Source organism: Buttiauxella noackiae ATCC 51607 (genome assembly GCF_001654865.1).
Lineage (GTDB): Bacteria > Pseudomonadota > Gammaproteobacteria > Enterobacterales > Enterobacteriaceae > Buttiauxella > Buttiauxella noackiae.
The window spans coordinates 1-23,207 of the sequence record NZ_LXEO01000017.1; the positions used below are offsets into that span (position 1 = coordinate 1).

At 49.0% G+C, this 23,207-nt stretch carries 21 protein-coding genes; 9 read left to right on the forward strand and 12 right to left on the reverse strand.

The window, feature by feature from the left end; genetic code table 11:
• The coding region (locus M979_RS07525) for a PhoX family protein (protein ID WP_064554312.1) at positions 1-1,681 on the reverse strand (1,681 nt) is incomplete at its 3' end.
• A 661-nt stretch (positions 1,682-2,342) separates the two neighbouring features.
• Between M979_RS07525 and M979_RS07530 the strand changes: the two genes are divergently transcribed.
• Genes M979_RS07530 through M979_RS07545 form a run of 4 tightly spaced genes read left to right on the forward strand, consistent with a single transcriptional unit; the run spans position 2,343 to position 6,965 of the window.
• On the forward strand, positions 2,343-2,873 hold the full coding sequence (locus tag M979_RS07530; protein WP_051880464.1) for a Csu type fimbrial protein: 531 nt from the start codon (positions 2,343-2,345) through the stop codon (positions 2,871-2,873).
• Positions 2,874-2,894: 21 nt separating this feature from the next.
• Positions 2,895-3,614 (forward strand): fimbrial biogenesis chaperone, encoded by a 720-nt coding sequence (locus M979_RS07535; RefSeq protein ID WP_064554313.1) that lies wholly within the window; start codon positions 2,895-2,897, stop codon positions 3,612-3,614.
• 19 nt (positions 3,615-3,633) lie between these two features.
• The gene (locus tag M979_RS07540; protein ID WP_245164684.1) at positions 3,634-5,952 is read left to right on the forward strand and encodes a fimbria/pilus outer membrane usher protein; all 2,319 of its coding nucleotides are present in this window, start codon (positions 3,634-3,636) and stop codon (positions 5,950-5,952) included.
• 41 nt (positions 5,953-5,993) lie between these two features.
• Entirely contained in the window at positions 5,994-6,965 is a 972-nt protein-coding gene (locus M979_RS07545; RefSeq protein ID WP_064554315.1) for a Csu type fimbrial protein, read from the forward strand.
• 12 nt (positions 6,966-6,977) lie between these two features.
• On the opposite strand, the gene M979_RS07550 is transcribed toward M979_RS07545, so the two are convergent.
• On the reverse strand, positions 6,978-7,913 hold the full coding sequence (locus tag M979_RS07550; RefSeq protein ID WP_064554316.1) for a LysR family transcriptional regulator: 936 nt from the start codon (positions 7,911-7,913) through the stop codon (positions 6,978-6,980).
• A 94-nt stretch (positions 7,914-8,007) separates the two neighbouring features.
• Between M979_RS07550 and M979_RS07555 the strand changes: the two genes are divergently transcribed.
• On the forward strand, positions 8,008-9,216 hold the full coding sequence (locus tag M979_RS07555) for an MFS transporter (RefSeq protein WP_064554317.1): 1,209 nt from the start codon (positions 8,008-8,010) through the stop codon (positions 9,214-9,216).
• Positions 9,217-9,291: 75 nt separating this feature from the next.
• On the opposite strand, the gene M979_RS07560 is transcribed toward M979_RS07555, so the two are convergent.
• The 6 genes from M979_RS07560 to M979_RS07585 form a co-directional block, all read right to left on the reverse strand.
• Positions 9,292-9,576, reverse strand: coding sequence for a heavy-metal-associated domain-containing protein (locus M979_RS07560; RefSeq protein ID WP_034455344.1), 285 nt, complete (start codon positions 9,574-9,576; stop codon positions 9,292-9,294).
• On the reverse strand, positions 9,573-9,935 hold the full coding sequence (locus tag M979_RS07565) for a mercuric transporter MerT family protein (RefSeq protein WP_157093215.1): 363 nt from the start codon (positions 9,933-9,935) through the stop codon (positions 9,573-9,575). Before M979_RS07565 ends, M979_RS07560 begins: the two co-directional genes overlap by 4 nt.
• Positions 9,907-11,052: a transglutaminase-like domain-containing protein gene (locus M979_RS07570; protein ID WP_064554318.1), complete on the reverse strand. Its 1,146-nt coding sequence runs from the start codon at positions 11,050-11,052 to the stop codon at positions 9,907-9,909. Before M979_RS07570 ends, M979_RS07565 begins: the two co-directional genes overlap by 29 nt.
• 128 nt (positions 11,053-11,180) lie before the next feature.
• Positions 11,181-12,542, reverse strand: a complete 1,362-nt coding sequence (locus tag M979_RS07575) for an MFS transporter (RefSeq protein WP_064554319.1) — start codon at positions 12,540-12,542, stop codon at positions 11,181-11,183.
• A 19-nt stretch (positions 12,543-12,561) separates the two neighbouring features.
• Positions 12,562-13,647 (reverse strand): M14 family metallopeptidase, encoded by a 1,086-nt coding sequence (locus M979_RS07580; protein ID WP_209439630.1) that lies wholly within the window; start codon positions 13,645-13,647, stop codon positions 12,562-12,564.
• A complete protein-coding gene (locus M979_RS07585) occupies positions 13,619-14,446 on the reverse strand; it encodes a gamma-glutamyl-gamma-aminobutyrate hydrolase family protein (RefSeq protein WP_064554321.1) in 828 nt (275 codons plus the stop codon). Before M979_RS07585 ends, M979_RS07580 begins: the two co-directional genes overlap by 29 nt.
• Positions 14,447-14,554: 108 nt before the next feature.
• On the opposite strand from M979_RS07585, the gene M979_RS07590 reads away from it, so the two are divergent.
• Complete coding sequence (locus M979_RS07590) at positions 14,555-15,484, forward strand: LysR family transcriptional regulator (protein WP_064554322.1); 930 nt, start codon at positions 14,555-14,557, stop codon at positions 15,482-15,484.
• A gap of 42 nt (positions 15,485-15,526) precedes the next feature.
• On the opposite strand, the gene M979_RS07595 is transcribed toward M979_RS07590, so the two are convergent.
• The 3 genes from M979_RS07595 to M979_RS07605 all read right to left on the reverse strand — a co-directional run bounded on the left by M979_RS07595 (position 15,527) and on the right by M979_RS07605 (position 17,983).
• A complete protein-coding gene (locus tag M979_RS07595; protein WP_064554323.1) occupies positions 15,527-16,615 on the reverse strand; it encodes an FUSC family protein in 1,089 nt (362 codons plus the stop codon).
• A gap of 160 nt (positions 16,616-16,775) precedes the next feature.
• The gene (locus tag M979_RS07600) at positions 16,776-17,687 is read right to left on the reverse strand and encodes a LysR family transcriptional regulator (protein WP_064554324.1); all 912 of its coding nucleotides are present in this window, start codon (positions 17,685-17,687) and stop codon (positions 16,776-16,778) included.
• A gap of 92 nt (positions 17,688-17,779) precedes the next feature.
• Entirely contained in the window at positions 17,780-17,983 is a 204-nt protein-coding gene (locus M979_RS07605) for a hypothetical protein (protein ID WP_064554325.1), read from the reverse strand.
• Positions 17,984-18,438: 455 nt separating this feature from the next.
• On the opposite strand from M979_RS07605, the gene paoA reads away from it, so the two are divergent.
• From paoA to paoC, 3 genes are read left to right on the forward strand one after another with little or no spacing between them, the layout of a single operon-like run.
• Complete coding sequence (paoA, locus tag M979_RS07610) at positions 18,439-19,164, forward strand: aldehyde dehydrogenase iron-sulfur subunit PaoA (protein ID WP_083963899.1); 726 nt, start codon at positions 18,439-18,441, stop codon at positions 19,162-19,164.
• Positions 19,161-20,111 (forward strand): FAD binding domain-containing protein, encoded by a 951-nt coding sequence (locus M979_RS07615; protein ID WP_064554326.1) that lies wholly within the window; start codon positions 19,161-19,163, stop codon positions 20,109-20,111. The genes paoA and M979_RS07615 overlap by 4 nt, the downstream gene beginning before the upstream one ends.
• 4 nt (positions 20,112-20,115) lie before the next feature.
• Entirely contained in the window at positions 20,116-22,314 is a 2,199-nt protein-coding gene (gene paoC, locus M979_RS07620; RefSeq protein WP_064554327.1) for an aldehyde oxidoreductase molybdenum-binding subunit PaoC, read from the forward strand.
• Between the two features lie 68 nt (positions 22,315-22,382).
• Here paoC and M979_RS07625 read toward each other — a convergent pair whose 3' ends face one another.
• Positions 22,383-23,072, reverse strand: coding sequence for a hypothetical protein (locus M979_RS07625; protein WP_064554328.1), 690 nt, complete (start codon positions 23,070-23,072; stop codon positions 22,383-22,385).
• Positions 23,073-23,207: the final 135 nt, after the last annotated feature.

The window sequence follows — 23,207 nt, forward strand, 5'->3', positions numbered from 1 at the left end:
TTATATCAGGACTAGTCATAGTACCGGAAGAAACATCGGTCTGAATCCACAGTACACCGCGATGGTCGAACGATAACCCATCTGCACTGCCAAATTCCGCCCCCTTCATAGAGCCTTTGGTTTTCTCATCCAGACTAGATGGATTACCGCCTAGCACCAAAATATTCCATGTGAATGCGGTTGATGCAGGGTCACCGTTCTCTTCCGTCCAGTGCATGATGTGGCCATATACGTTATTAGCGCGCGGGTTGGCAGCATCGACAGGTGCTTTACCCTCCTTGCCTCGGTCACTATTGTTGGTCAAGGTACAATAAACACTGCCCGTGGCGTGCGAATCGACCGCAATCCACTCAGGGCGGTCCATTTTTGTAGCACCAACAACGTCAGCTGCGAGGCGGGTTTTAATCAACAACTCGCCCTGACTGGTAAATCCTTTCGTTTCATCAAGGCCGGATTGCCCGTATATCAGGGGCAGCCAGGTGCCACTACCATCATCATTGAATTTCGCCACATATAGCGTGCCTTCAGAGAGCAAGTCCATGGCAGCATCTCGCAGACTGGCATCATATTGATTTTTGGAAATGAACTTATAAATGTATTCGAATTTCTGATCATCACCCATGTAAGCCACTACGCGCTTATCCGCCGCCAGGGTAATCGCAGCCCCTTCATGCTTAAAGCGGCCTAATGCCGTGTGTTTGCGTGGAGTCGAAGACGGATTATAAGGGTCAATTTCTACCACCCAGCCGAAACGGTTAGGTTCATTAGGTGTGGCATCCACGCTAAAGCGCGCATCGACTTCATTCCAGCGGTAGGAATCATCGCTGTCGCTGATGCCATAGCGTTTTTCCAGAGCATTCGGTGCCGTTTTTTTAACGAAAATATCCGACCAGTTCTCTTCGCAGGTAAGGTACGTGCCCCACGGTGTAAGACCATTGGCACAATTTTGCATCGTACCAAGCACTCTCTCACCCTGCGGATCGTCAGCTGTTTTCATTAATGCATGATTTTTGGCGGGCCCTGTAAGGATCATCGGCGTATTAACTGTAATACGGCGCGCAAATTCAGAAGGACGAACCACGCTCCAATTATCGCCCTCTTTTTTTACTTCAATAACCGAAATACCCATGGCATTTTGGCCCTTGCGCACTTTATCCAGACTCCAGTTCGCGACGCCATCTTTAAACAACAAACCGTTGTCGATGTATTCATGGTTCATCGCCAGCAAACCGTGATTCGGATCGGTACCTCCCGGCGGCAAACTAAACCACGCCATACCGTCGTGGTGCATTCCTGCTTGAGCAGCCTGTTCATCAGTGGTGTTACTGCCATCAGTTTTAAATTCTGGCAAGTTACCCTTTAAGCCGACCGCATCCCCCCAACGGTAAAATGGCCGAGCGATGTAGCCCTCCGGCACACGCACGGTGTCATCCGTGGAAACTTCAATACTGGTAAAACCAAGGGAAGATGGACGTGCCAGGGCTGTCTCTACCGCCCATGCAGCCGGAGATTTTAGCAACGTCGGGAACGCTACAGCGGCACCAGCAACTGCCCCCATTTGCAGGAATCGGCGGCGGCTTAAATACGCGCGGGCAACCTCTGAAAAAACAGGGTTGATGCTGCTGTTACTGATTTCGTCGTTGTGTTCCTGTTTAAACAACGGCTTAAGAGGTCTGCTCATCATAGCTTCCTTTCGATATTGTTATCAGAAGTGAGCAGTGTAAGAAGGTTTTGTTACATATTTATAACGGCATGAGCAGGTCCTGGTTGTTTGATAACTATTGAACAAACATCCAGTAGTAACGTCCCTACCCTGTAACAGGCTTAATGTTTTCGACCAAAACTTGATTATTTTAAAGAGTGGAATTTAATGTCTATAGCGACGTTTTAGCTTTATTTCCATTTCTAACCACCGAATAATTTCGGTGGCATCAGCATATATTATGCCTCAACAATGTGAACAATCTGCCCTAAAATACGTTACGTATTCACGTTTTCAATAACGCCAACATTGGGTTATTACGTTATCTGAATAATTAATATCTTTCTGAATTATAACGTTAAGCAGTAGCACTTTCTTTACCTTTGAAATTGTTTACATATGAAATTATTATATTTTTGCATCCAATATTCATGTTGAAATGACTTATAGCAGACTTTTCCAAATACAATTTTCAAACTCACCTGATAAAACTTAAAGTGCGAATGTGATCATATTAAAAAATTTAATACATACTGAAATTGGCATAAAAATGTACCTGATCCTATGGTTTTAATAGTCATGCAATTTTCATCCGTATGCATTATTGACAAACCGCAGGTATCTGAATAGGTACAAAGATATGAAATCAATCATTAAAATGCGCATATTTTTTCCTTTCATGATTTTTGCTTTTGTTCCATCTGCAAATGCCGTAGTGGCAACCAACACATTTCAAGTACAGATCACTATTACTGCTTCATGCATTGTCACCACAGGCGCTGGAGCAAATATTAATCTGGGCTCTGTCGGTAGTAATGCAACAAATACAACGGGAAACAGTTCGTTTACCGTCCAGTGCTCAAGAACCACTCCTTATTTCATCGGCCTAGCGCCATCCACTGTTAATGGTGGCAATACCACAGGTGCTGGTGCTATGTCATCAGTCGCTAACAGTGGGACAAACAACGATAAAGTCCCTTATCAGTTACATCAAACGTCAGGCACAGGTCCCGTCTGGGGTAATACGGCCACCACCATAGCCGTGGGTAACGGTGTTGGGGGGACAGGCTCAGGTTTGGCGCAAACCTATACGGTCTATGCCGTTGCTGCCAGCGCAAACTTTGCACCTGATAGCTACGCAGATACGGTAACCGTTAACGTAAATTATTAATATAAAGGACTATTATATAATATGAAGTCACAGACACGAACGGCTATGGCGGCGTTATGCCTATTAACAGCAGCAGTGTTTTCACAAAATATAGTGGCAAGTGGCCTGCAAGTTTCGCCTGTGTCACTGACCCTGCAAAGTATACAAAATGCCGATGGCATCTGGTTGATGAACCAGGGTGAAGACACCATAAATGCGCAAGTTCGTGTTTATAGATGGAACCAGCAAAGTTTTGAAGACCAGCTCAACTCTTCTCAGAATCTGGTTATTAGCCCGCCGATGCTTAAGCTGGCACCCGGTGAGAAACAGCTGATTCGCGTGATTCATATGGGCCCAGCCTCAAATACTGTGGAAGAAGCTTATAGACTGTCAATCAATGAGCTGCCACCGCCAGAACTACAAAAAAATAAAATACAGTTTGTTCTGCATTATTCAGTTCCCGTTTTCATTCAACCAAAGGGTACCAGCGATCATTCAGCAAAATTGCAATGGGGAATTCAACGTATTGGTGATGAAGCATTTCTTGAGGTGAGCAATCAGGGGAATAGCCATGCCCAGTTATCTGCTGCTTCATATATCAATACACAAGGTAGAAAAAAAGAAATAACACAGGGGCTATTGGGATATGTTCTCCCGGGCGCAACCATGCGCTGGAAATTGCCTTTTACTGCCGCCGACACCGCCCCCGGAAGCAAATTAGAAGTCACTATAAATGGACAAAAAAAGGTGCAAGAACTTTAATAAAATCATTAGCGTAATAATGACCTTTTTTCTCGGTGGAATGTTAATGCCAGGAGTAGCCTCGGCCAATGATAATAATTCCATCAGTCCGGTGATGAGTAATAATAACGAGCATTCTGGCGCAATAGACTTGTATCTTGATATCACCCTGAATGGTAATCATGTCGGCATAGAGCATTTTAGTGAGTCAGAGGGGAAATTATATACCAGCAAAGAAACATTACAAAAAATAGGGTTTAAGTTGCCTAATGAATCGCCCCAATCGATTCGTCTGGAGAGTTTAAGCCAATTACAATTTGATTATGATGTTTCATTACAAACACTGAAATTGACAGCCCCTCTTAGCACTTTGAATTTAAATACCACCAAAATCAATCAAGTTGATACTCCTCCGCCAGTCGTATCCACATCACGGGGGATGTTACTTAATTATGATGTTTACGCAGCACAAGGCGATGGAAGTAACGCCAGCAGCTTTACTGAATTGCGCGCATTTAACTCCGCAGGTGTGCTGAGTTCGACCCAATTAACTCAATACTCCACGCAGGAAAATGGTGTTACGGCAGAAAACAATTTTAGTCGTCTTGATACACAGTGGCGGTCATCGTTCCCAGACCGCCTGATTAGCTTAACCCTCGGTGATACTCTCACTAGCAGTCTTACATGGTCGCGCCCGACACGTATCGCGGGTATTCAAATAGGCACTGATTTCAACCTGCAACCTAATATGCCGACGACACCTCTGCCCTCTTTTTTAGGTTCGGCAACGGTACCCTCAAATGTTGAATTATTTATCAATGGCATGAAATATTACAACGGTGAAGTACCTGCGGGTAATTTTGAAATCAACACCCAGCCAAATATCAGCGGTGCTGGCTACGCGCAAGTGAATATGACTGATGCGTTGGGTCGAACAACGACCCAGAGCTTCTCCTTTTATCAGGATCAGCAGCTATTACGTGAAGGGCTGACGCAGTGGTCAGCAGAACTGGGGGTGGTGCGCGAAAATTACGGTATCTCTTCATTTGATTACGCCAGTACACCTTCCTTTAGTGGAACCTGGCGGCGGGGTATCAGTAACAGTTTTACAGGTGGTGTTCATTCTGAGGTAAGCAAACAGTTGCTCAATTCTGGATTCAGTATGGACTGGATACCTGGCGGCCGTATTGGCACCCTTTCAACGTCTCTTGCCATGAGCACAGATGCGGGTGAGAACGGGATGTTGTATAGCCTGGGTTATCGCTGGATTGGCAGCAATTTTAACTTCAGCACCTCGACGATTGCCACCGCAGGTGATTACCGTGATATCGCCAGCCGCTATGGTTCAGCGCCGCCGTCACTCAATAGCAATGTCGTCGTTGGGTACAACACCCCTTCGTATGGAAATGTCAGTCTGAGCTACCTGCAATATCGCTATCCCGATGAAAACTCAGTGCGTTATGCAGGAGCAAACTGGTATGGCGCACTAACAAGTCATATTTATCTCACGGCTGGTGTGAATCAGAACGTAGACGACAGCCGGGATCGTAACCTCTACCTGACGGCCACATTTATCCTTAGCAATAACCTTACCGCCAGTAGCACCGTACAGCGCACGAATGATGAAAACGGTTATATGCTTAATGCCAGCCGTACCCAACCTTCAGATGGGGGTTGGGGCTGGAATCTTGCTGCAAGCCAACAATCTTCACAACAAAACGGCCAGGGAGAACTGGGTTACCTGGGCCGCTATGGCAAAGTTTACAGCGGTTTTAATCGCACCGCCGATACACAGTATGCCTATGCCGGTGGTAGCGGCTCCCTGGTGATGATGGGTGGCGGTTTGTTTGCCGCGCGCACAATTGATGATGGCTTTGCTGTTGTCTCCACCGACGGTATTCCTGACTTGCCAATCAAACTGCAAAACAATCTCATCGGCACCAGCAACAGCCAGGGCTTGCTGTTAGTGACGCCAATCAAAAGCTATGAAAATAACCTGTTAAGCATCGACCCAATGAACTTACCCGCTAATACACGTATCGACCAGGTTAATGCTTACGCCACACCTGCCGACCGTTCTGGCTCGCTAGTCAAATTTGGTATTACTCCGGTTCGCGCCGCGCAAATAATCGTGGTTGATGCCCAAGGAACACCGATTGAAGAAGGGACATCGGTAGAGCTGAATGCTAAGCAAAACCAACAAACCATTGTTGGTTTTGATGGCCTGGTCTATTTCGATACGCTGGAACTGCATAACACATTAAAAGTGATGGCCGCCAAAGGCACTTGCTCCGTGCAGTTCGATTACCCGCAGAAGGCTGCCAGCATTGCGCAACTTGGCCCACTTGTTTGTCACTAATGGTGAGATGAACTGGACTTCTTAAGAGAAAGGAAACCTATATGCGTTTTAGAGAGTTATTTTTCTTTGCAGCCTTAAGTTTGTCTCCTGGTGTTAGCCACGCGCTGAGTTGCTCAATAAGTGGCGTGCAACCCATTAATTTTGGGAATGTAAATCCACTGTCCAGTACAGGTGCTGAAACGTCCATGACGTTCAGCTATTCGTGCAGCAAAGTACTTACCGATGTGCTTAGTGCTATTACTCTGTGCTTTAATATCGGCGCTTCAAGCAATGGTCAGGTAAACCCTCACAGCATGGCTTTTGCTGGCCCTCCAGCCAGCACATTAAACTACCAACTCTATCAAAACCAGGCTCATACTGTGGTTTGGGGAAATCAGAACCAGGCCGGAACCACTCCGCCTATGGCCCAAATAACACTCCTCAATCTCACGCCAGTAACGGGTAGTCTGACAGTTTATGCAAAGCTTACGACACCCCAAATCACCGCGGCTCCCGGTAGCTATTTAGACAGTTTTAATACAGCCACCGCAAGCGTCACCACAAATACAGGCCTGGCGGTCCCTCCCGCCGATTGCGGTAATGGAACCGGCCCGAGTTTTCCTTTTAACGTGACCGCGGTCGTGACCAAGCAATGCAACATCAGCTTCGTCAATAATATAAGTCTTCCCCCGGCTACCATGAACCAAACCAATCTCGCTTCGAGTAATACTCTTGGTGTCGCATGCTCAAATAACACCCCTTATTCGATAGGACTGAGTCCATCGAATGGCAGTACCACAGGCAGCGGGCAAATGAAAACCACCGGCAGCGGGAGCAATACCGATACAGTCCCGTATCAACTGCGTTCAACGTCAGGCCAAAGCGGGACGCCATGGGGAAGCATTACAGCAAACAGCGTCAATGGCACCGGTAGCGGATCGACCACTGCCTATACCGTTTACGCAACCGTACCCAGTGCAAACTACGCCCCGGATAATTACGCCGATACCGTCACCATTAATGTGACGTACTAAATGGCTCAATGACTAACGCGCAGATTGAGTGCCCGTTAGGCCAGGCATGACTTCCTTCATCAGCTCAATAAATTTGCGCAGGCGGGCCGGGTAGTAACTCGCGTAAGGATAGAGCAGATAGATGGGCAAAGGTGCAACCTGCCAACCAGGTAGAACATGCTGCAAGGTTCCTTCTTCCAAATCCTCTTTCACAACCCATGCGGAAACCATCCCTACTCCCAATCCGTTTAAAGCTGCCTTACGCACCGCGTACAAACTATCAGTGCTCAGTCTTGGCGTAATGTCGAAGCGGAAAGGATCGCCAGTAGTTATATCGCTTAACGTCACTTCATTGCGATAAAAACTACTCAGCGCCACCCAAGGGAGTTTCAACAAATCTTCAGCTTCATTCACAGGCCCATAGTGTGCCAACAACGATGGGGCGGCCACCACAATGCGCGGGACTTCCGCCAGTAAAATGGCAACCACTGAAGGGTCTGTTATGGCTCCAACATGAATCGCGCAATCAATCCCTTCGGGGATAAAATCCGGTGACCGATCGTTGAGGATCCACTCAATATTGATTTGCGGATAGCGCAGCAGGTAATCGCCAAGCGGCCCAATGAGCTGATCTTGCCCGAAGGCGTGCGGTGCGCGTACACGCAACACTCCAGCAGGCTCGTCCTGTACACCACTGACTTCATCTTCCAGAATCTGCCAATTTTCAATCAACCGGCGTGCATGCTGATAACAACGTTCGCCGTCATCAGTCAGCTTCATGGTGTGGGTCGTACGTTGAATTAACTTAACGCCAAGCATTTGTTCAAGGCTTTGCAAGCGTCGGCTTATTGTTGGCTGGGTAGTATCCATTTGTGCGGCTGCGGCTGAAAGGCTACCGCTCTCAACGATTCGCACAAAAGTTTGCAAAATGGCTATACGATCGCCAGCAGGATTAATGTTTTTGTTCATACGCTAAGTGTATAACAGTTTTACCTCTGCGGGGACTACAGCCGAATGCAAAAAACGACAAGAATGGCCGCACATTAACCCACTGGAGCGAGCCATGAGCCAGCTTTCCACAATGACCACATCAACGTCCAACACCATGCTGTCGGGCAAAATTGTTTTTCTTCTCGCCCTTGGCGCTGGCCTGAGTGTTGCCTCAATTTATTACAGCCAGCCAATGCTGGGAATTATCGGCAGCACGTTTCATGCCCGTGTCGGCGATGTCGGCCTGGTACCCACGCTGACGCAAATTGGTTATGCGCTTGGGATTTTGTTGCTCGCCCCATTGGGGGACCGCTTTGACCGCCGCCGTATCATTTTGATTAAAGGCACCCTGCTTTCGTTGACGTTACTGCTGTGTGGGTTCGCCTCTTCCTGGCATGTGCTATTGCTCAGCAGCCTGGCAATTGGGCTGGTTGCGACCGTAGCACAAGATATTATCCCTGCCGCCGCCACACTGGCCTCTGACAGCAATCGGGGTAAAACCGTGGGAATGGTGATGACCGGACTTTTAGCGGGCATTCTGCTTTCACGCGTATTTAGCGGCATCGTGGCACAACTGTGGGGCTGGCGTAGTGTTTATACTATTGCGGCGGTAGGTGTCTGGGTCGTCACGCTGACACTCTGGTACGTACTCCCCTCTTTCAAGCCTGAAACCACATTACGCTATCCCGCGCTATTGCGTTCATTGGGCAAACTGTGGATGGAGTATTCGGCTTTACGTCGTGCCGCTCTGGCACAAGGGCTGTTGTCGATTGCATTTAGTGCTTTTTGGTCAACGCTTGCGATTATGCTGGCAGAGCGCTTCCATATGGGCTCCGCCGTAGCCGGTACTTTTGGCCTGGCAGGTGCCGCAGGAGCGCTCGCCGCGCCGCTGGCAGGTTCACTCGCTGACCGTCGCGGCCCTGATTTTGTCACTAAAATTGCAGCCGCGTTGGTTGTCATCTCCTTTGCGCTGATGTTTGTGATGCCGTTTGTTCCCGTTCCTGTGCAACTGGCTATTATCGCCATTAGTGCTATCGGGTTTGATCTGGGTATTCAGGCCTCACTGGTTGCACATCAGACCATCATCTACGCGTTAAATCCGGCCGCCCGCAGTCGCCTGAACGCCATTATGTTTACCGTCGTGTTTATCGGCATGGCAGCAGGTGCAACACTGGGTAGTAAAGCTCTGGAAACCTTCGGCTGGACGGGAATGGTTGGGCTGGCAACAATTGCAGCTCTTTGCGGACTGCTTATTCGGTTAATGGGGCGTTCCACCAGATAAACAATCACCACCTCCGCGGGAGGTGGTGATTCGCCAATGAGTTTCCGGCTACTACAACCGCCGGGATAACAGGATTTATTGCGCCTCAGCCACCGCGTGAATTTGGCCCGTGAATCCTGTTTTAGCAATCGCTGACAACAGTTGCTGGTTATCAAAATTGTCCGGAACAATGACTTGTGCCTGATGCGTTTTTAATGACGCCTTCGCTTTAATCACCCCATCGGTACTGCGCAATGCCTGATTTATCGAAATAACACACAGTGGGCAGTTCATCTGCCCTATATCTATAGTGACCATTTTATTGGCCGCCCAACTCAGGGGCGTCAACAAAAGCAGCCCCAGGCATAAAAATCTCTTCATTCCATACTTTCCCAAATCCAGGGTAAGAGATACGGATAGGTAGTCAGGAACAGCACCAGCGGGACTGACAACCAATATAACCACACCAACATCCGGCGGCTCACCACACTGGTACATACCGGTTTTGGGGACAAATAGAGTCGCCAGAATCCACGTGCCATTAACCCCAGGGAGACAATGACCATGGGGACTTGTAGCCAGGGTAGCGTCGGGATACCTGTCAGCCCTGCTGCTGAAATACCAAATACCAGATACAACAATGGCCCAATGCAGCACAGTGTTGACGCGCCAGCGGCAATCAATGCCGCCAGCAACGCGATTAAATGGCCCTTAATGCTGTTCGGTGCTGACGTAGTCATAGCTAAATGCTGCCGGATCGTAGAAGTTTAAAGGATCGCCATCTACTTCGGCATACGGATAACCCAGGTTGTTTACATCACCTTGTTCTGCCGCCGGGAATAGTGCGAAATCACGCGCGTGATTAAAGCCTACCCAGTTCATTTCCCAGTTGCCAAAGAGATAATCGTTAACCGCTTTCACAGCCGGGTCACCATTCTCTTTCTTCTCAGTCAGACGCATTTTGGTGACATCTGCCGGGTCAGCTGGAACCCAGCCAAAACCCGCCAACCAGAACATCGCGCGGCAATGTTGACCACCGCTTATTTTTGCAATCCCTTTCTCATCAGCGCTACCGAAGGCTTTCTTTGAATACTCACTAAGCTTGCGGCTGGCACCAAGACGAATACCGAACATTTCGCGCGCAGGGATACCTACTGCACGACACAGGGCAACAAAAACAGAGTTAATGTCGGTGCATTTACCACCCAATTTGCCCGCTTTAAGTATTTCGCCCACATCGCCAGTACCGCAACCAATCACAGCATCATCGCGATGCATATGCGTACTCACCCAGTCGTGAATCAAACGAGCTTGTTTGAGCGGCGCTTTTTCATTCGCAACAATTTTGAGCGCGGTTTCTTTTACAAGACCGTCGACGGGAATATGGGGAGTCGCCAGCAAGAAAGGTTTAATTTCCTCCGGGATGACTGCGTCTTGCTCTGGCAGCAACCAGTCAGCCAGTTGATTGTCTTTTAACACTTCCCAGTCGCGAGTTTCGATGGTCATCTCAACGCGAATTTCCAGCGGGCCAGTCGATTCCGGCCAGGTGACAAAGAGCATTCTGGCGCCATAACGATTATTCGCAGTCAGGCTGGCTTTCTGGTAATTACCGCTGAAAGAAAGGTCGAGCAGTGTCTGAAAGGCGGTCTCTTCTGGCACAGGTATCCACAACTTCACCTGGCCCCGGGAACCTGCTGGCGCTTTAAGGTTGTAGGTTTGCGTCATCACAAAACGGCGGGAGGTATCAGAAGAGGCAATAGCCGGGGTAGCAACACTTTTGGTCCCGGAAAATGCCGGACGAACCAAACCAATCGTTGATAGTGCTGCAACGCTTTTCAGAAAGTGACGCCTTTCCATTAAATGTACCTTTGGTCGCCAGAAAAAGCTGGCGCTTAACCCCGCACCTGCGGAGGTCGGCCGGTATTATGCATTTAAGCATTCTGCGCAATTATAAACTGGATCAATAGGTATACGGTTTATTGATGCTATTCACGCTTTGGAAGAGGCAGGCTTGCCACTCTCTTTTGCTGCGTCTTATTTGCCGTTACGCCGAGGTCACGCGTTTCCGGCAGCAATGACATCGCACACAAGCTGACAGCTGCAGCAAACAACACATAATAGGCAGGTGCCACGGGGTGATTAGTCCACGCCAGAAGTGCAGTCAGAATAAAATGTGTTGTTCCGCCAAATAGTGCCGACCCCAGCGCATAGATAAGCGATGTGCCAGTGCTGCGATAACCGGCAGGCAAAATCTCCGGCACAATAACCAACACGGCGGTAGTCGGGAAAACAATCATAGCGGATATGACGAAGGTAACCGTCAGCAAACGTGTCGCATCAGGTGCTTCATGCAGCCATGAAAACAGCGGCACGACCACGATACACAGCACGATTACCGGCAAGATTAGCACCTTCTTACGCCCATATTTATCACTCAACCTTCCCGCAGCCAACGCCCCAAAAAATGACACTAACCCGGCTATAAGAATACTGGTTTGGGCAATGCTCGGATCAAGATGGAGCGTTTTGATGGCATAGGAGGTCATGTAGTTTATCAACTGTGATGTGACGTTGACGACGATCATGATACACAACCCGATAAGCAGAAAACGGCGATGGTCACGCCACATGCCCTTGAGCATATCAACGGTTTTATCTTCTTTTTTATCCTCTGCATGCAGCGTCTCGGGAACATTGCGACGGATATAAATGGTGAGTGGCACCATCAGCAAACTAAAGATAAACGGAATGCGCCAGCCATAACTTTGCAAATTCTCAGGTGACATCGTAAGCGTAATAATCACGCCAATCAGCCCCCCGGTAGTGACCGCAATACCCTGGCTTGCTATTTGCCAACAGGCGTAGCGCCCACGTTTGTCTGCCGGGGCTGATTCGATTAGCAAAGATGTCGCAGGGCCAATTTCGCCACCCAGAGCAATCCCCTGCAACAGACGGCAGCACACAACAATCACCGGAGCAATCATACCGATACTGGCGTAACTGGGGGTAAGTGCAATTCCCATCGTGCCAAGCGTAATCAGCGAAACGGTAAGAATCATCGCGGGTTTACGCCCTACACGGTCAGCATAGCTACCAATCAGTAGTGCGCCCAAAGGGCGCGTAAAAAATCCTACCCCAAAGGTCGCCGTTGCCACCAGCAGACTGCCGTATTCCCCAGTAATCGGGAAAAATGTCTGTCCAATATAAACAGCAAAATAGGCATAAATAACAAAATCATAAACTTCAAAAGCATTGCCTGCGACGGCGGCAACAATCACCCGCCAATGAACTGGCTGTGCTGGTGCTACTCCACCACTCTGCGCCAAACGATCGGTATTGTGATTCATGCGACTCTCCGGGAATATGTCAGTCTTGATTACGATTAATACCCGCTACTGCTTGTTGGAATACGAGTTTTCCCTGGGTCCAGATAGCCTCCTGCCACCAGGGATCTTGCGGGTTAAAAGCATCTTTTAGGGTCTGACGGATAGCGGCACATTGTCGCGGGTCGTCGCTGCCATAACGTGTTAGCCAGTGCGCACCGCGCATTGCCAACACCGTTTGTGATTGCGGGTAAGTGCCATACTCCAGACAAATGTTGGTCTGCTGTGCCTGCTCGCACTCACGAAACAAAGCAGCCTGAATTGGCCCCGTTAGAGGAACGCTGGTAGAACTACCGGTATTCACCGAAGTAATAGTGTCCCCCCACCAGTCTCGGGCCCGTTTAATAGAAATCCCTTCATCTTCACAACCAAAAATCCGCTCACCATAGCCATAAGGGCCAAGTCCGGTATGAATATCCAGTGAGCCTATCCGACGGCAGCGCGTTGCATAGCGACGCAAAATCGCACGGAAGGTATCATTGCTCCAGGTCGGTTTATCTCCGCCATAGTGAAGACCATCGGCAAAACGATATTGCCCAAGACTTACCGCACACTGAAAACCCTTAGCGCCCCACAGTTTTGCCAATTCACGAAGTTTATCTTCGCTATCTACCGGTGGTGGCCAACTTGAAGGTAGCAACAAATCGTGAATCTCACTGTAGCGTTCGTTAGTGGGTAGCTTTTGATTGAAATCGACAAAATTGCGGTTCAAATCGACGTTTTCCTGAGTGGTACGATGCGACCAGGAAAATCCCCAGGGATTGATGGCATGAACATGCAAAACAGCGGTATTACGCTCGTTTAATGGCCCCATCTCCAACAACCCTTTTTGGATCGCCGACCCAGGATATCCCTCCACACCATGAACACCACTGATGGTAATAATCATATTCGCCGCATCTTCCGGGCCATCAAGCACCACATCTGTCGCCAGCGTTTCTCCCTCAACACCGGGCAAGTCTAAAATGTAGCTATCAACGGACAGTCCTCTGGCCTGGGCTGCAGCAAGGAATGCCTGCCGTGACATCGCATAGTTCCGGCTAAACAGCGTATGCGCTAATGAACTCATCATTGCCTCCTGTCGATTTGGTGCAAAGTCTGGATTGCTGACGGCGGCGACATGAGTCGCCAAATGTGGTGAAGAGTTGTTGTGCAAGTGGACTGTGTCCGAGCGACATTTCAGGATGCCACTGTAATCCGAGCACAAGGCCTGGTGCGTCAGGTGCGGTAAAAGCTTCTATCAGTCCATCAAGCGCAAAAGCCTCGATACGCAATCCTTTCCCCAGGCGATCAACACCCTGGTGATGCAGCGAATTCACCCTGACGGCCTGCGTTCCTGATAGCGTTGCCAGCAACCCACCCGGTGTAACACTGACCAGATGACTATCTTCGTACCATTCCTCAATGGCTCGCGCGTGATCTCCCTCCCTGTGATCTATAGCATCTGCCCTCTCATGAACGGCTCGGTGCAAAGTCCCACCATAAAAGACATTCACCTCCTGAAACCCTCGGCAAATCGCCATCAGGGGAATGCCCTGTGCAGTCACTGACGGCAGGAGTGAGAAGACCGTCTCATCGCGATGCAGATCCATCAATGTTTCCTTGGGAAGCGGCTCAGCTTTATAGCGTTCCGCCGCCACGTTCGAGGGACTTCCCGGCAGCAATACACCGTCCACTGTGGCCAGCAGTGTTGATAAATCCAACAACTCGGGACAGGCTGGAATAAGCACAGGCATCACACCTGCTGCTTCATGCAAAGCACGCAAGTAGGTTTCAGGTACAGCATGAACGTTGTGCTGAAAGTAGCTAATTCGATCGCAGATCACTGCCACCACAGGACGGGGTAATGCGGGTTTGACCGTTTGCATAGGGGATTCCCATTGAACAAAGATTAATTAAATGTTAATGGTTTGTTTTGATTGCGTGAAATGCAGATTCAGGATGGTTTCCATGCATAAACTGCAAGTGGAGGAAGGATGAATACTCGCCAGCTACAGCACTTTATTGCTCTGATGGAGAACATATCACTCAGTGCCGCAGCGGAGACTGTACATCTAAGTCAACCCGCACTATCACGCAGTATCAAGGCCCTGGAAGAGCAGCTAAACGTGCCGCTTTTTATCCGTAGTGACCGCCGCCTGCGACCAACACCGTATGCGCAAGCGTGGGAAGCGACCGCCCGGCGGATGCTAATGAATGAGAAGGAAGGCAATCGTTTATTGCAGATGATGCAATCAGGGGAAACCGGGCGCGTTGCGCTGGGAATGGGCTCGTCACTGATAGATGAATTGCTTGGCCCACTTATCGAGACAATGCTCAAGACGCTTCCGGAAGTGCAGGTTAAAGTCAGTGTGGAAACCTCAGGCCCGCTGCTAAATTTGCTACGTGACCGACAAATTGACTTCTTCGTGGGGGATACAAGTATTGCGCGCCATCAACAAGACCTCGCCGTAGAAGCTCTTTTTACCTGCGGTTTTGCATGGTACGCCAGTCGCCAACATCCTATCGCGCTGCACAAAAACATTGATATCGCCCAACTCAAGTGCTGGCCAATGGTGATTGCATCGGGATATTTTGACCCTGCGGTAGTTGAACATATGGAAGAGCTATACGGCTTATCATCGGGGCTTTACGACAATTTCGATGTGCAAAGTAACGATTTCCAAATCGTTAAATATTTGCTGAGTTCAAGTAACGCTATCCTCGCCGCCACGGATATCTCTATGATTAATGACGTGGAGGCAGGAAAAGTAGTGAAACTCCATGTCACTCCACCACTTTCTCTGACATTGACGCTCGGGATCCTTCGGCTTACAGACAGGGTTCTGCCACCAGTCACAGAACGGGTGATGACACTCATCCGTGATCGTCTAAAACAGACTGAAATTCGCCGCATTCAGCTTTAGTTCGTCATCTGAATATATAAACGAAAGCCCTGTTCATAATGTTTAGCTTCTCTGCTCCGTTAAAGCATGAGTGATTAAAGTTGAGAGTTTTTCAAGCTTGAGAGCAAGTTGAAGACTCAACCAGACATACCCGTGGATAGCATTTTCAACAACCTCATCCCCGGCATGGGCGACTAACAACTCATGCAATTCCTTCGTTATGTCAGTCAAACGCTCACTATTTGCCGCTGCGGGTGATGGATTTCCCTCATGCAGCGCCACAGCCAGTGTTTGCAACGTTTTCTGAGTCATCTGCTGCACTTGTGCAAGAGTACGCGAATTCAAAATAAGAAAGCGGCTGCTGCGCGAGGCCCAATGAGCATTAGCCTGTAATCCTTGCGTAGCAATCATATCCCGGGCAATGGACTGAATCTCATTTAACAGCGTCCTGGATATTCCAGTTTCTCGACTCGCCGGCATAATCAGGCTACGCATTTTCACCACATTCCCGAGTATTCGTGAGTCCATTTTCTTCAGGTTTGGGCGGCTCAGAACATTGCACGAGAAACCCGTAGCATTTATTTTCGCAAAATCAGTCAAAAAGTCCGCTAACTGGATACGCCAGTGAATAAAGGCCCGCTGTGGGTAGGTACTTGTAAAAGCCATCGCCAGAATACAGCCAAGAATAATATTGGTACTACGCCACAATGCAGTTTGAAAATCACCAGCCGGAGCACTACTCACCACCGCCATTGTGATGCCAATGAGCAAGGCGGCATACGGGCGCTTACTCATTGTTAAATAACCACATATAAAGAGTGCACAACCACACCATGCCATCATTAAAGGCAAGGAGTACATCTCAATACGCAAGGCGATGATACCCAACAACGCACCGGTTAACGTACCTGCCATGCGTTCAAATGCACGAGGAATGACATTCCCCCAAAAGCTTATCGGGCCCATCACCACCACGAGTGTAATAAGTGGCCAGGAATGATCTGGTAAATTCGCCATCCTGATTATCAAGAATGTCAGTACGAATGCTACAGCGATGCGGATGCCATGAATTATGCGGTAATTGCGATGGATATATAATTCACGAGGAGATAAGGGCCTGTCACGACGTACTGAAAAGATAGATTTTTTCATTCACTCTTTACTCTGGATAAACAGTGTACAGGCTATAAAAATTGACAAGCACATCGAGTTACCCTGCATTTAAGCTATTGTTTTATATTTCACAGACTGAACGATACCTGTCAGATATGACAGATACCGTTTTTAATGGTTTATATTTTAAGTTGAGGTTTTATTCTACAGCCATTATTTCAGCCTGTGTTGCAGCGACATTATTAATAAATTTTTTCACAATTGGTGAACGTTCATGTACCCGACTGACTATCGACAATGGAATATAAGCACCCTCTTCCGCGATATCATAAAATGCAACACCGGAGGATGCGTGGCTCATGGCTTTCATTGATGAGGGGACAATCGAGACCCCAATGCCTGCAGAAACCAGATTAATAATGGATGATAATTGTGGTGCAGTTTGCTTCACCGTTGGCACACAACCTGCTTTTTCAAACAACGCAACGATAGTGTCGTGCAGGTGCACACTATAATCTCGCGGACACAGAATCATCTCTTCATTTGCCAACTGATTCAATGTGATATGGCTTTGCGCGATATACGGGTTCTGCTCAGGTAATACAATTGTCAAAGGCTCCTGGAGAATTAAATGCAGCTCCAGTAATTCACTATAAAGATGGTCAGTACGAACAAAAGCCACATCTATAGCGCCATTTTCGACGGCTTTAATGAGATTATCAGTGTGTGCCTCATCTAATTGCAGGCTGACGTTTTTATAATCGCTTTTAAATTTTTTAATACTACGCGTAACCACGGAATTAAATGCCGAAGATGAAGTAAAGCCAACCTTAAGCACACCCAGTTCGCCACGCGAAGCGAGAAGTGCTGATGATTTTGCTTCTTCTACCAAACCCGGCAACACTTTTACCGCATCATAGAATGCAGTACCCGCGGAGGTTAATTCAACGCCTCGGGCGATGCGATGAAACAATTTGGTACCAATTTCATTTTCCAGATCTCGTATTTGTATACTGAGAGGCGGTTGGCCAATACCGAGCATTTCTGCTGCATAGGTGAAACTTTTGGCATCGGCAACGGCCAGAAAATAACGAATATGTCTTAACTCCATTCGCATGCCTATTAAATCAATATTAATTAAAACAGATCAGATACTTAACGAATCTTTTGCAACCAGAGGATGGCAGCGTTAGTGACACAAGATTATAGATGGCTCTTGGGCATATATTTAACCCAACACTCTTCGTGCATATCGTTAGTAGGTTCTTTTTTATAAACACGATAACCAATTGAAAACGCCCATTCTAATGCGGAATTATAATCATCAAATGTTGACAACTGTTTATCTTCTACGCGCACGACAATATTTCCTTCACTATTTCTTTCCACGAATGCATTTTTAATCATGAAAATTAACCTCGTTACATCTGCGTAATATAGTTAAAACCGCGTATTTATCACACCGGTAAGCGATGAGCTGAATATATATACCCCCATTTCCTCAAGCAATGATATGACGCATAGCTTTGGTATATATATTTTATATGGGTGGTATGATTTTGATACAGAACATGACTGTTTATTTGTTGTGATTCAGTAAATATTGAAAGCGTTTTATGTTAATTCCTTTCACTTCAGCATTAAACCATGGCAGCCGCATCACCTTTGTAGGGCACAACATGCATGCCATATCTGGCAGAGTACGCAGTTGATAGTGGATACGCCGCTTGTAACCCACCTTTACAGCATTCAGGAATAATCCCAACGCTTATGCCGACTATGATTAATAGTTCGTTATAAGAATTTAACCTTCGTAGAGACTTCCCTTTTCCTGGTTCAATCTTTCGAACACTGGAGGCGGTATGAGCAACCATGACCATGAAGCGGATAAAAGGCACTTGCATAGAGCAAGCTGTAACAGGGGTGGTAATCACTACCTTCATATTGAGTACTATGGCTTTCGCCTGACAAGGCGGGAGCTTCTCAAGGTTGGCGTGGCTTCGGTCGCCACAGTAGCGATGACGCCATCTCACGCATTTGGCGCCAGCGCGAACGCCACCACATCTGCGGCTGAATTGGCGCGCGTGACATTAAACGTTAACGGCGAATCCCACCCACTGGAAGTTGATACACGAACCACACTGTTGGATGCGCTGCGTGAAAACCTGCATCTTACCGGGACTAAAAAAGGGTGTGATCACGGTCAGTGTGGCGCATGTACCGTCATCGTCGATGGCCGCCGGATCAACGCCTGCCTGACGCTTGCCGTGATGCAGCAGGATGCCGAGATCACCACCATTGAAGGCCTCGGCACTCCGGATAACTTGCACCCTATGCAGGCCGCCTTTATCAAACACGACGGCTTTCAGTGCGGGTACTGCACACCCGGGCAAATTTGTTCCTCTGTTGCAGTTCTCAAAGAGATCGAAATGGGCATTCCAAGCCACGTAACTTCCGATTTGACTTCACCGCCTCAGGCAACCGCCGACGAAATACGTGAGCGTATGAGCGGCAACATCTGCCGTTGCGGCGCTTACTCCAATATTCTTGCGGCCATTGAAGATGTCGCCGGGGGGCAAAAATTATGAAAGCGTTTACTTTTGAGCGCGTGAAAACCCCGGCCGAAGCAGCAGAGAGCGCCCAACGAAATCCTGGCGCTAAATTTATTGCCGGGGGGACGAATCTTCTTGATCTGATGAAGCTTGAAATCGAGACACCATCCCATCTGATTGACGTAAATACGCTTGCACTGAACAAAATTGAATCGACGGACGAAGGTGGTCTACGTATTGGTGCGCTGGTGCGCAATACAGACCTTGCGGCAGATTCACGTATTCGTCGCGACTATGCGGTACTTTCCAGAGCGCTGCTCGCGGGAGCATCAGGCCAGTTGCGCAATCAGGCTACCACCGCCGGGAACCTGCTCCAGCGCACGCGCTGTCCCTACTTTTATGATACCAACCAACCCTGTAATAAGCGCCTTCCCGGCAGTGGCTGCGCGGCGCTTGAAGGATTTAGCCGCCAACATGCAGTGGTGGGAGCCAGTCGAACTTGTATCGCAACCCACCCCAGCGATATGGCCGTCGCCATGCGCCTGCTCGATGCGGTAATAGAGACGGTCAACCCCAACGGCCAGCAGCGCAAAATCCCGTTGGCAGATTTCTATCGCGCACCGGGCAACACACCGCATCTGGAAACAGCGCTCACTTCAGGTGAACTGATTACCGCCATTACCCTGTCTCCACCGCTGGGTGGCACACATATCTATCGCAAAATTCGGGACCGCGCCTCCTACGCGTTTGCTCTGGTTTCTGTTGCCGCCATTGTGCAACCCGATGGAACCGGACGTGTGGCTCTCGGTGGAGTTGCGCACAAACCATGGCGGCTTGAAGAGGCTGACCGGCAATTAAGCAATGGTAGCCAGCAGGTTTATGAAAGGCTGTTCGCTGATGCGCGCCCTACTCCTGAAAATGAGTTCAAACTGATACTGGCGCAGCGCACGCTCGCCTCGGTATTGACGCAAGCACGGGGATAAACCAATGAAATTTGATACTCCGGCAAAAGATAACCCAATAGACCAGCTCAACGTCGTTGGGCAACCACATGATCGTATTGATGGCCGCCTGAAAACGACAGGCACTGCTCACTATGCCTACGAATGGCATAACGAAGTGGCTAATGTGGCATATGGCTATGTGTTGGGTTCCGCGATTGCTAAAGGGCATATCAACTCGATTGATTTACAAGCAGCCCGCAATGCCCCGGGCGTACTGACTATTGTGACGGCGGAGAATGCAGGCCCGCTTGGGAAAGGTGAAAAAAACCCGGCAAAGCTACTTGCAGGCCCAACGATTGAACACTATCACCAGGCTATTGCCGTGGTGGTCGCAGAAACCTTCGAGCAAGCTCGTGCGGCGGCAGAACTGATTAAGGTCGATTACCGCCGCGAACAGGGGGTATACAATCTTGCCGAGGAAAAACCCGCCGTCACCACCGCAACTGAAGAGGAGCCGGACAAATCAACCGGTGATTTTGCCAGTGCCTTTGCCGCTTCTGCGGTGCAGTTTGATGCCACCTACACCACCCCGGATCAAAGCCATATGGCGATGGAACCACATGCTTCATTGGCTTCGTGGGAGGGACCTAAACTTACCCTATGGACCTCCAATCAGATGATTGACTGGTGTCGTAGTGACCTGGCTAAAACCCTGAAGCTCGCCAAAGAAAATATACGAGTGTTTTCGCCCTATATTGGCGGTGGTTTTGGCGGCAAGCTGTTCTTACGTAGCGATGCGTTACTGGCCGCCCTTGGCGCTCGTGTGGCAAAACGCCCCGTCAAAATTGCGTTGCAAAGGCCCTTGATTGCCAATAACACCACTCACCGCCCGGCAACTATTCAGCATATTCGCATCGGCACGGATAACACCGGGCGGATTAGCGCCATCTCACATGAAAGTTGGTCTGGTAATCTTGCTGGCGGCCCATCGGAAACAGCCGTTCAGCAAACTGAGTTGTTATATGCAGGTGCTAACCGCCATACCGGGCTGCGTCTCGCCAAACTTGACCTGCCAGAAGGCAATGCCATGCGTGCGCCAGGAGAGGCACCGGGATTGATGGCGCTGGAAATCGCTATTGATGAAGTGGCCGCAAAAGTGGGCATCGACCCGGTTGAGTTTCGCATTCTCAACGATACCCAGGTTGACCCTGCAAACCCTGAGCGATTCTTTTCCCGCCGCCAGTTGGTTGAATGCCTGCGTACCGGAGCCGACCACTTTGACTGGAAACAGCGGAACGCTAAGCCTGCACAAATACGCGATGGGCGCTGGCTGGTCGGCATGGGTGTTGCGGCAGGCTTTCGTAACAACCTGGTGATGAAGTCCGGTGCACGAGTTCATCTTGATGCACAGGGCATCATCACTGTTGAAACTGATATGACGGATATCGGCACCGGCAGTTACACCATCATTGCCCAGACAGCGGCTGAAATGTTAGGCGTGCCGCTGGAAAAAGTCGTGGTGCGGTTAGGGGATTCTGATTTCCCGGTTTCTGCCGGTTCAGGTGGCCAATGGGGTGCCAATAGTTCAACGGCGGGCGTTTATGCCGCTTGCGTGAAATTGCGCGAGGTCGTGGCAAACAAACTGGGCTTTGATCCGCAACAGGCGTTGTTTAGTAATGAACAAATACGCACAGGTGACCGTTCGGCCCCTCTGAAGGAGGCCGCCGCAACCGGGACAATAACGGTTGAGGATGATATCGAATTTGGTGAGCTCGATAAGCAGTACCAGCAATCCACTTTCGCGGCACATTTCGTTGAAGTCGGAGTGGATATTGCAACCGGTGAAACGCGCGTTCGCCGGATGTTAGCCGTGTGCGCTGCTGGCCGGATACTTAACCCTAAAACAGCCCGCAGCCAGGTTATTGGTGCCATGACGATGGGTGTTGGCGCTGCACTCATGGAGGAGTTAGCTGTCGATACCAGATTAGGTTATTTCGTTAACCACGATCTTGCAGGCTACGAAGTACCGGTACATGCCGATATTCCAGTGCAGGAGGTGATTTTCCTCGACGATAGCGATCCTGTTTCCTCGCCAATGAAAGCCAAAGGCGTAGGGGAACTGGGGTTGTGTGGCGTGAGCGCAGCCATCGTCAATGCTGTCTATAACGCAACCGGAGTGCGGGTGAGAGATTACCCTGTTACGCTCGATAAACTCCTGAAAGGGCTGCCCGAGTTAATCTGATCTGTTTGTTCTACATCTGATAACTGGCATCTGCAGGAGGTCGCGGCTGCCAGTTATCCACCTTTTGATTAATCACCGCTAATTCTGTGAACTTCCGTCCAGTTGTAATTGGTCAAAGCCAACTGTACTTGCGCGGTCACATCACCGTAATTTTGGGATTGATGAGCGAGAAAATACGCTCTGAAGTGCTGAGGAATAAACTCTGCCTGATAGCGTAACAGTGTGCTGTGCCAGAACGGACGGGGTAATGAGATGTCTCCATGCCGTTCGCGCAGCTTCTCGCGCCAGGGGGAATCACACAGTTGGTGAGCAAATGCTGCTTTAGACGACTGACTTTTGATGTCTGGTGTTCCTGCAATCAGCAATTGATTAGGTAACGCCACCAGCCGCAGATTGCTAATAGTGGTCACCAGGTTCTCCGCGTGCTCGGCAAAAATGGTCGACAATTGCTGATCGAGCATCGATATATCGCAACGCTGGTAAAGCGGCATTGTGATAGCAAAAAAAGTAAAATGCAGCCCGGTGTAAGGCATCACATCGGCGAGCGGGTCGTTATGTGCAAGCTCATGTAGTTCACGCAGAAGTTGGCTTAACGGCGCAGTCAATGCAGGCTGTATCCCGCTCGTCATCGCAAGCTTATGTGGTTCATAAAAAGCCTCTTCACGCACCCGCCCGATGTCGGGATGCACTGCCCACTTAGCGAGAGTTTTCTCACTGGTTCGGGTATAAAGCTGTTGTAGCTCTTCAGAATTTGACACGTTCACCTCCTTGCCGAATGTTACGCCCAATCAAAATAACGCTTTTTCTCTCATTGTCTGAATTCTCGGTTTAAAACAATTCTCTCTGGTTCTCTCAACTACACTTAGTTGCGCAATCAAATCTAAGGAGCTCAA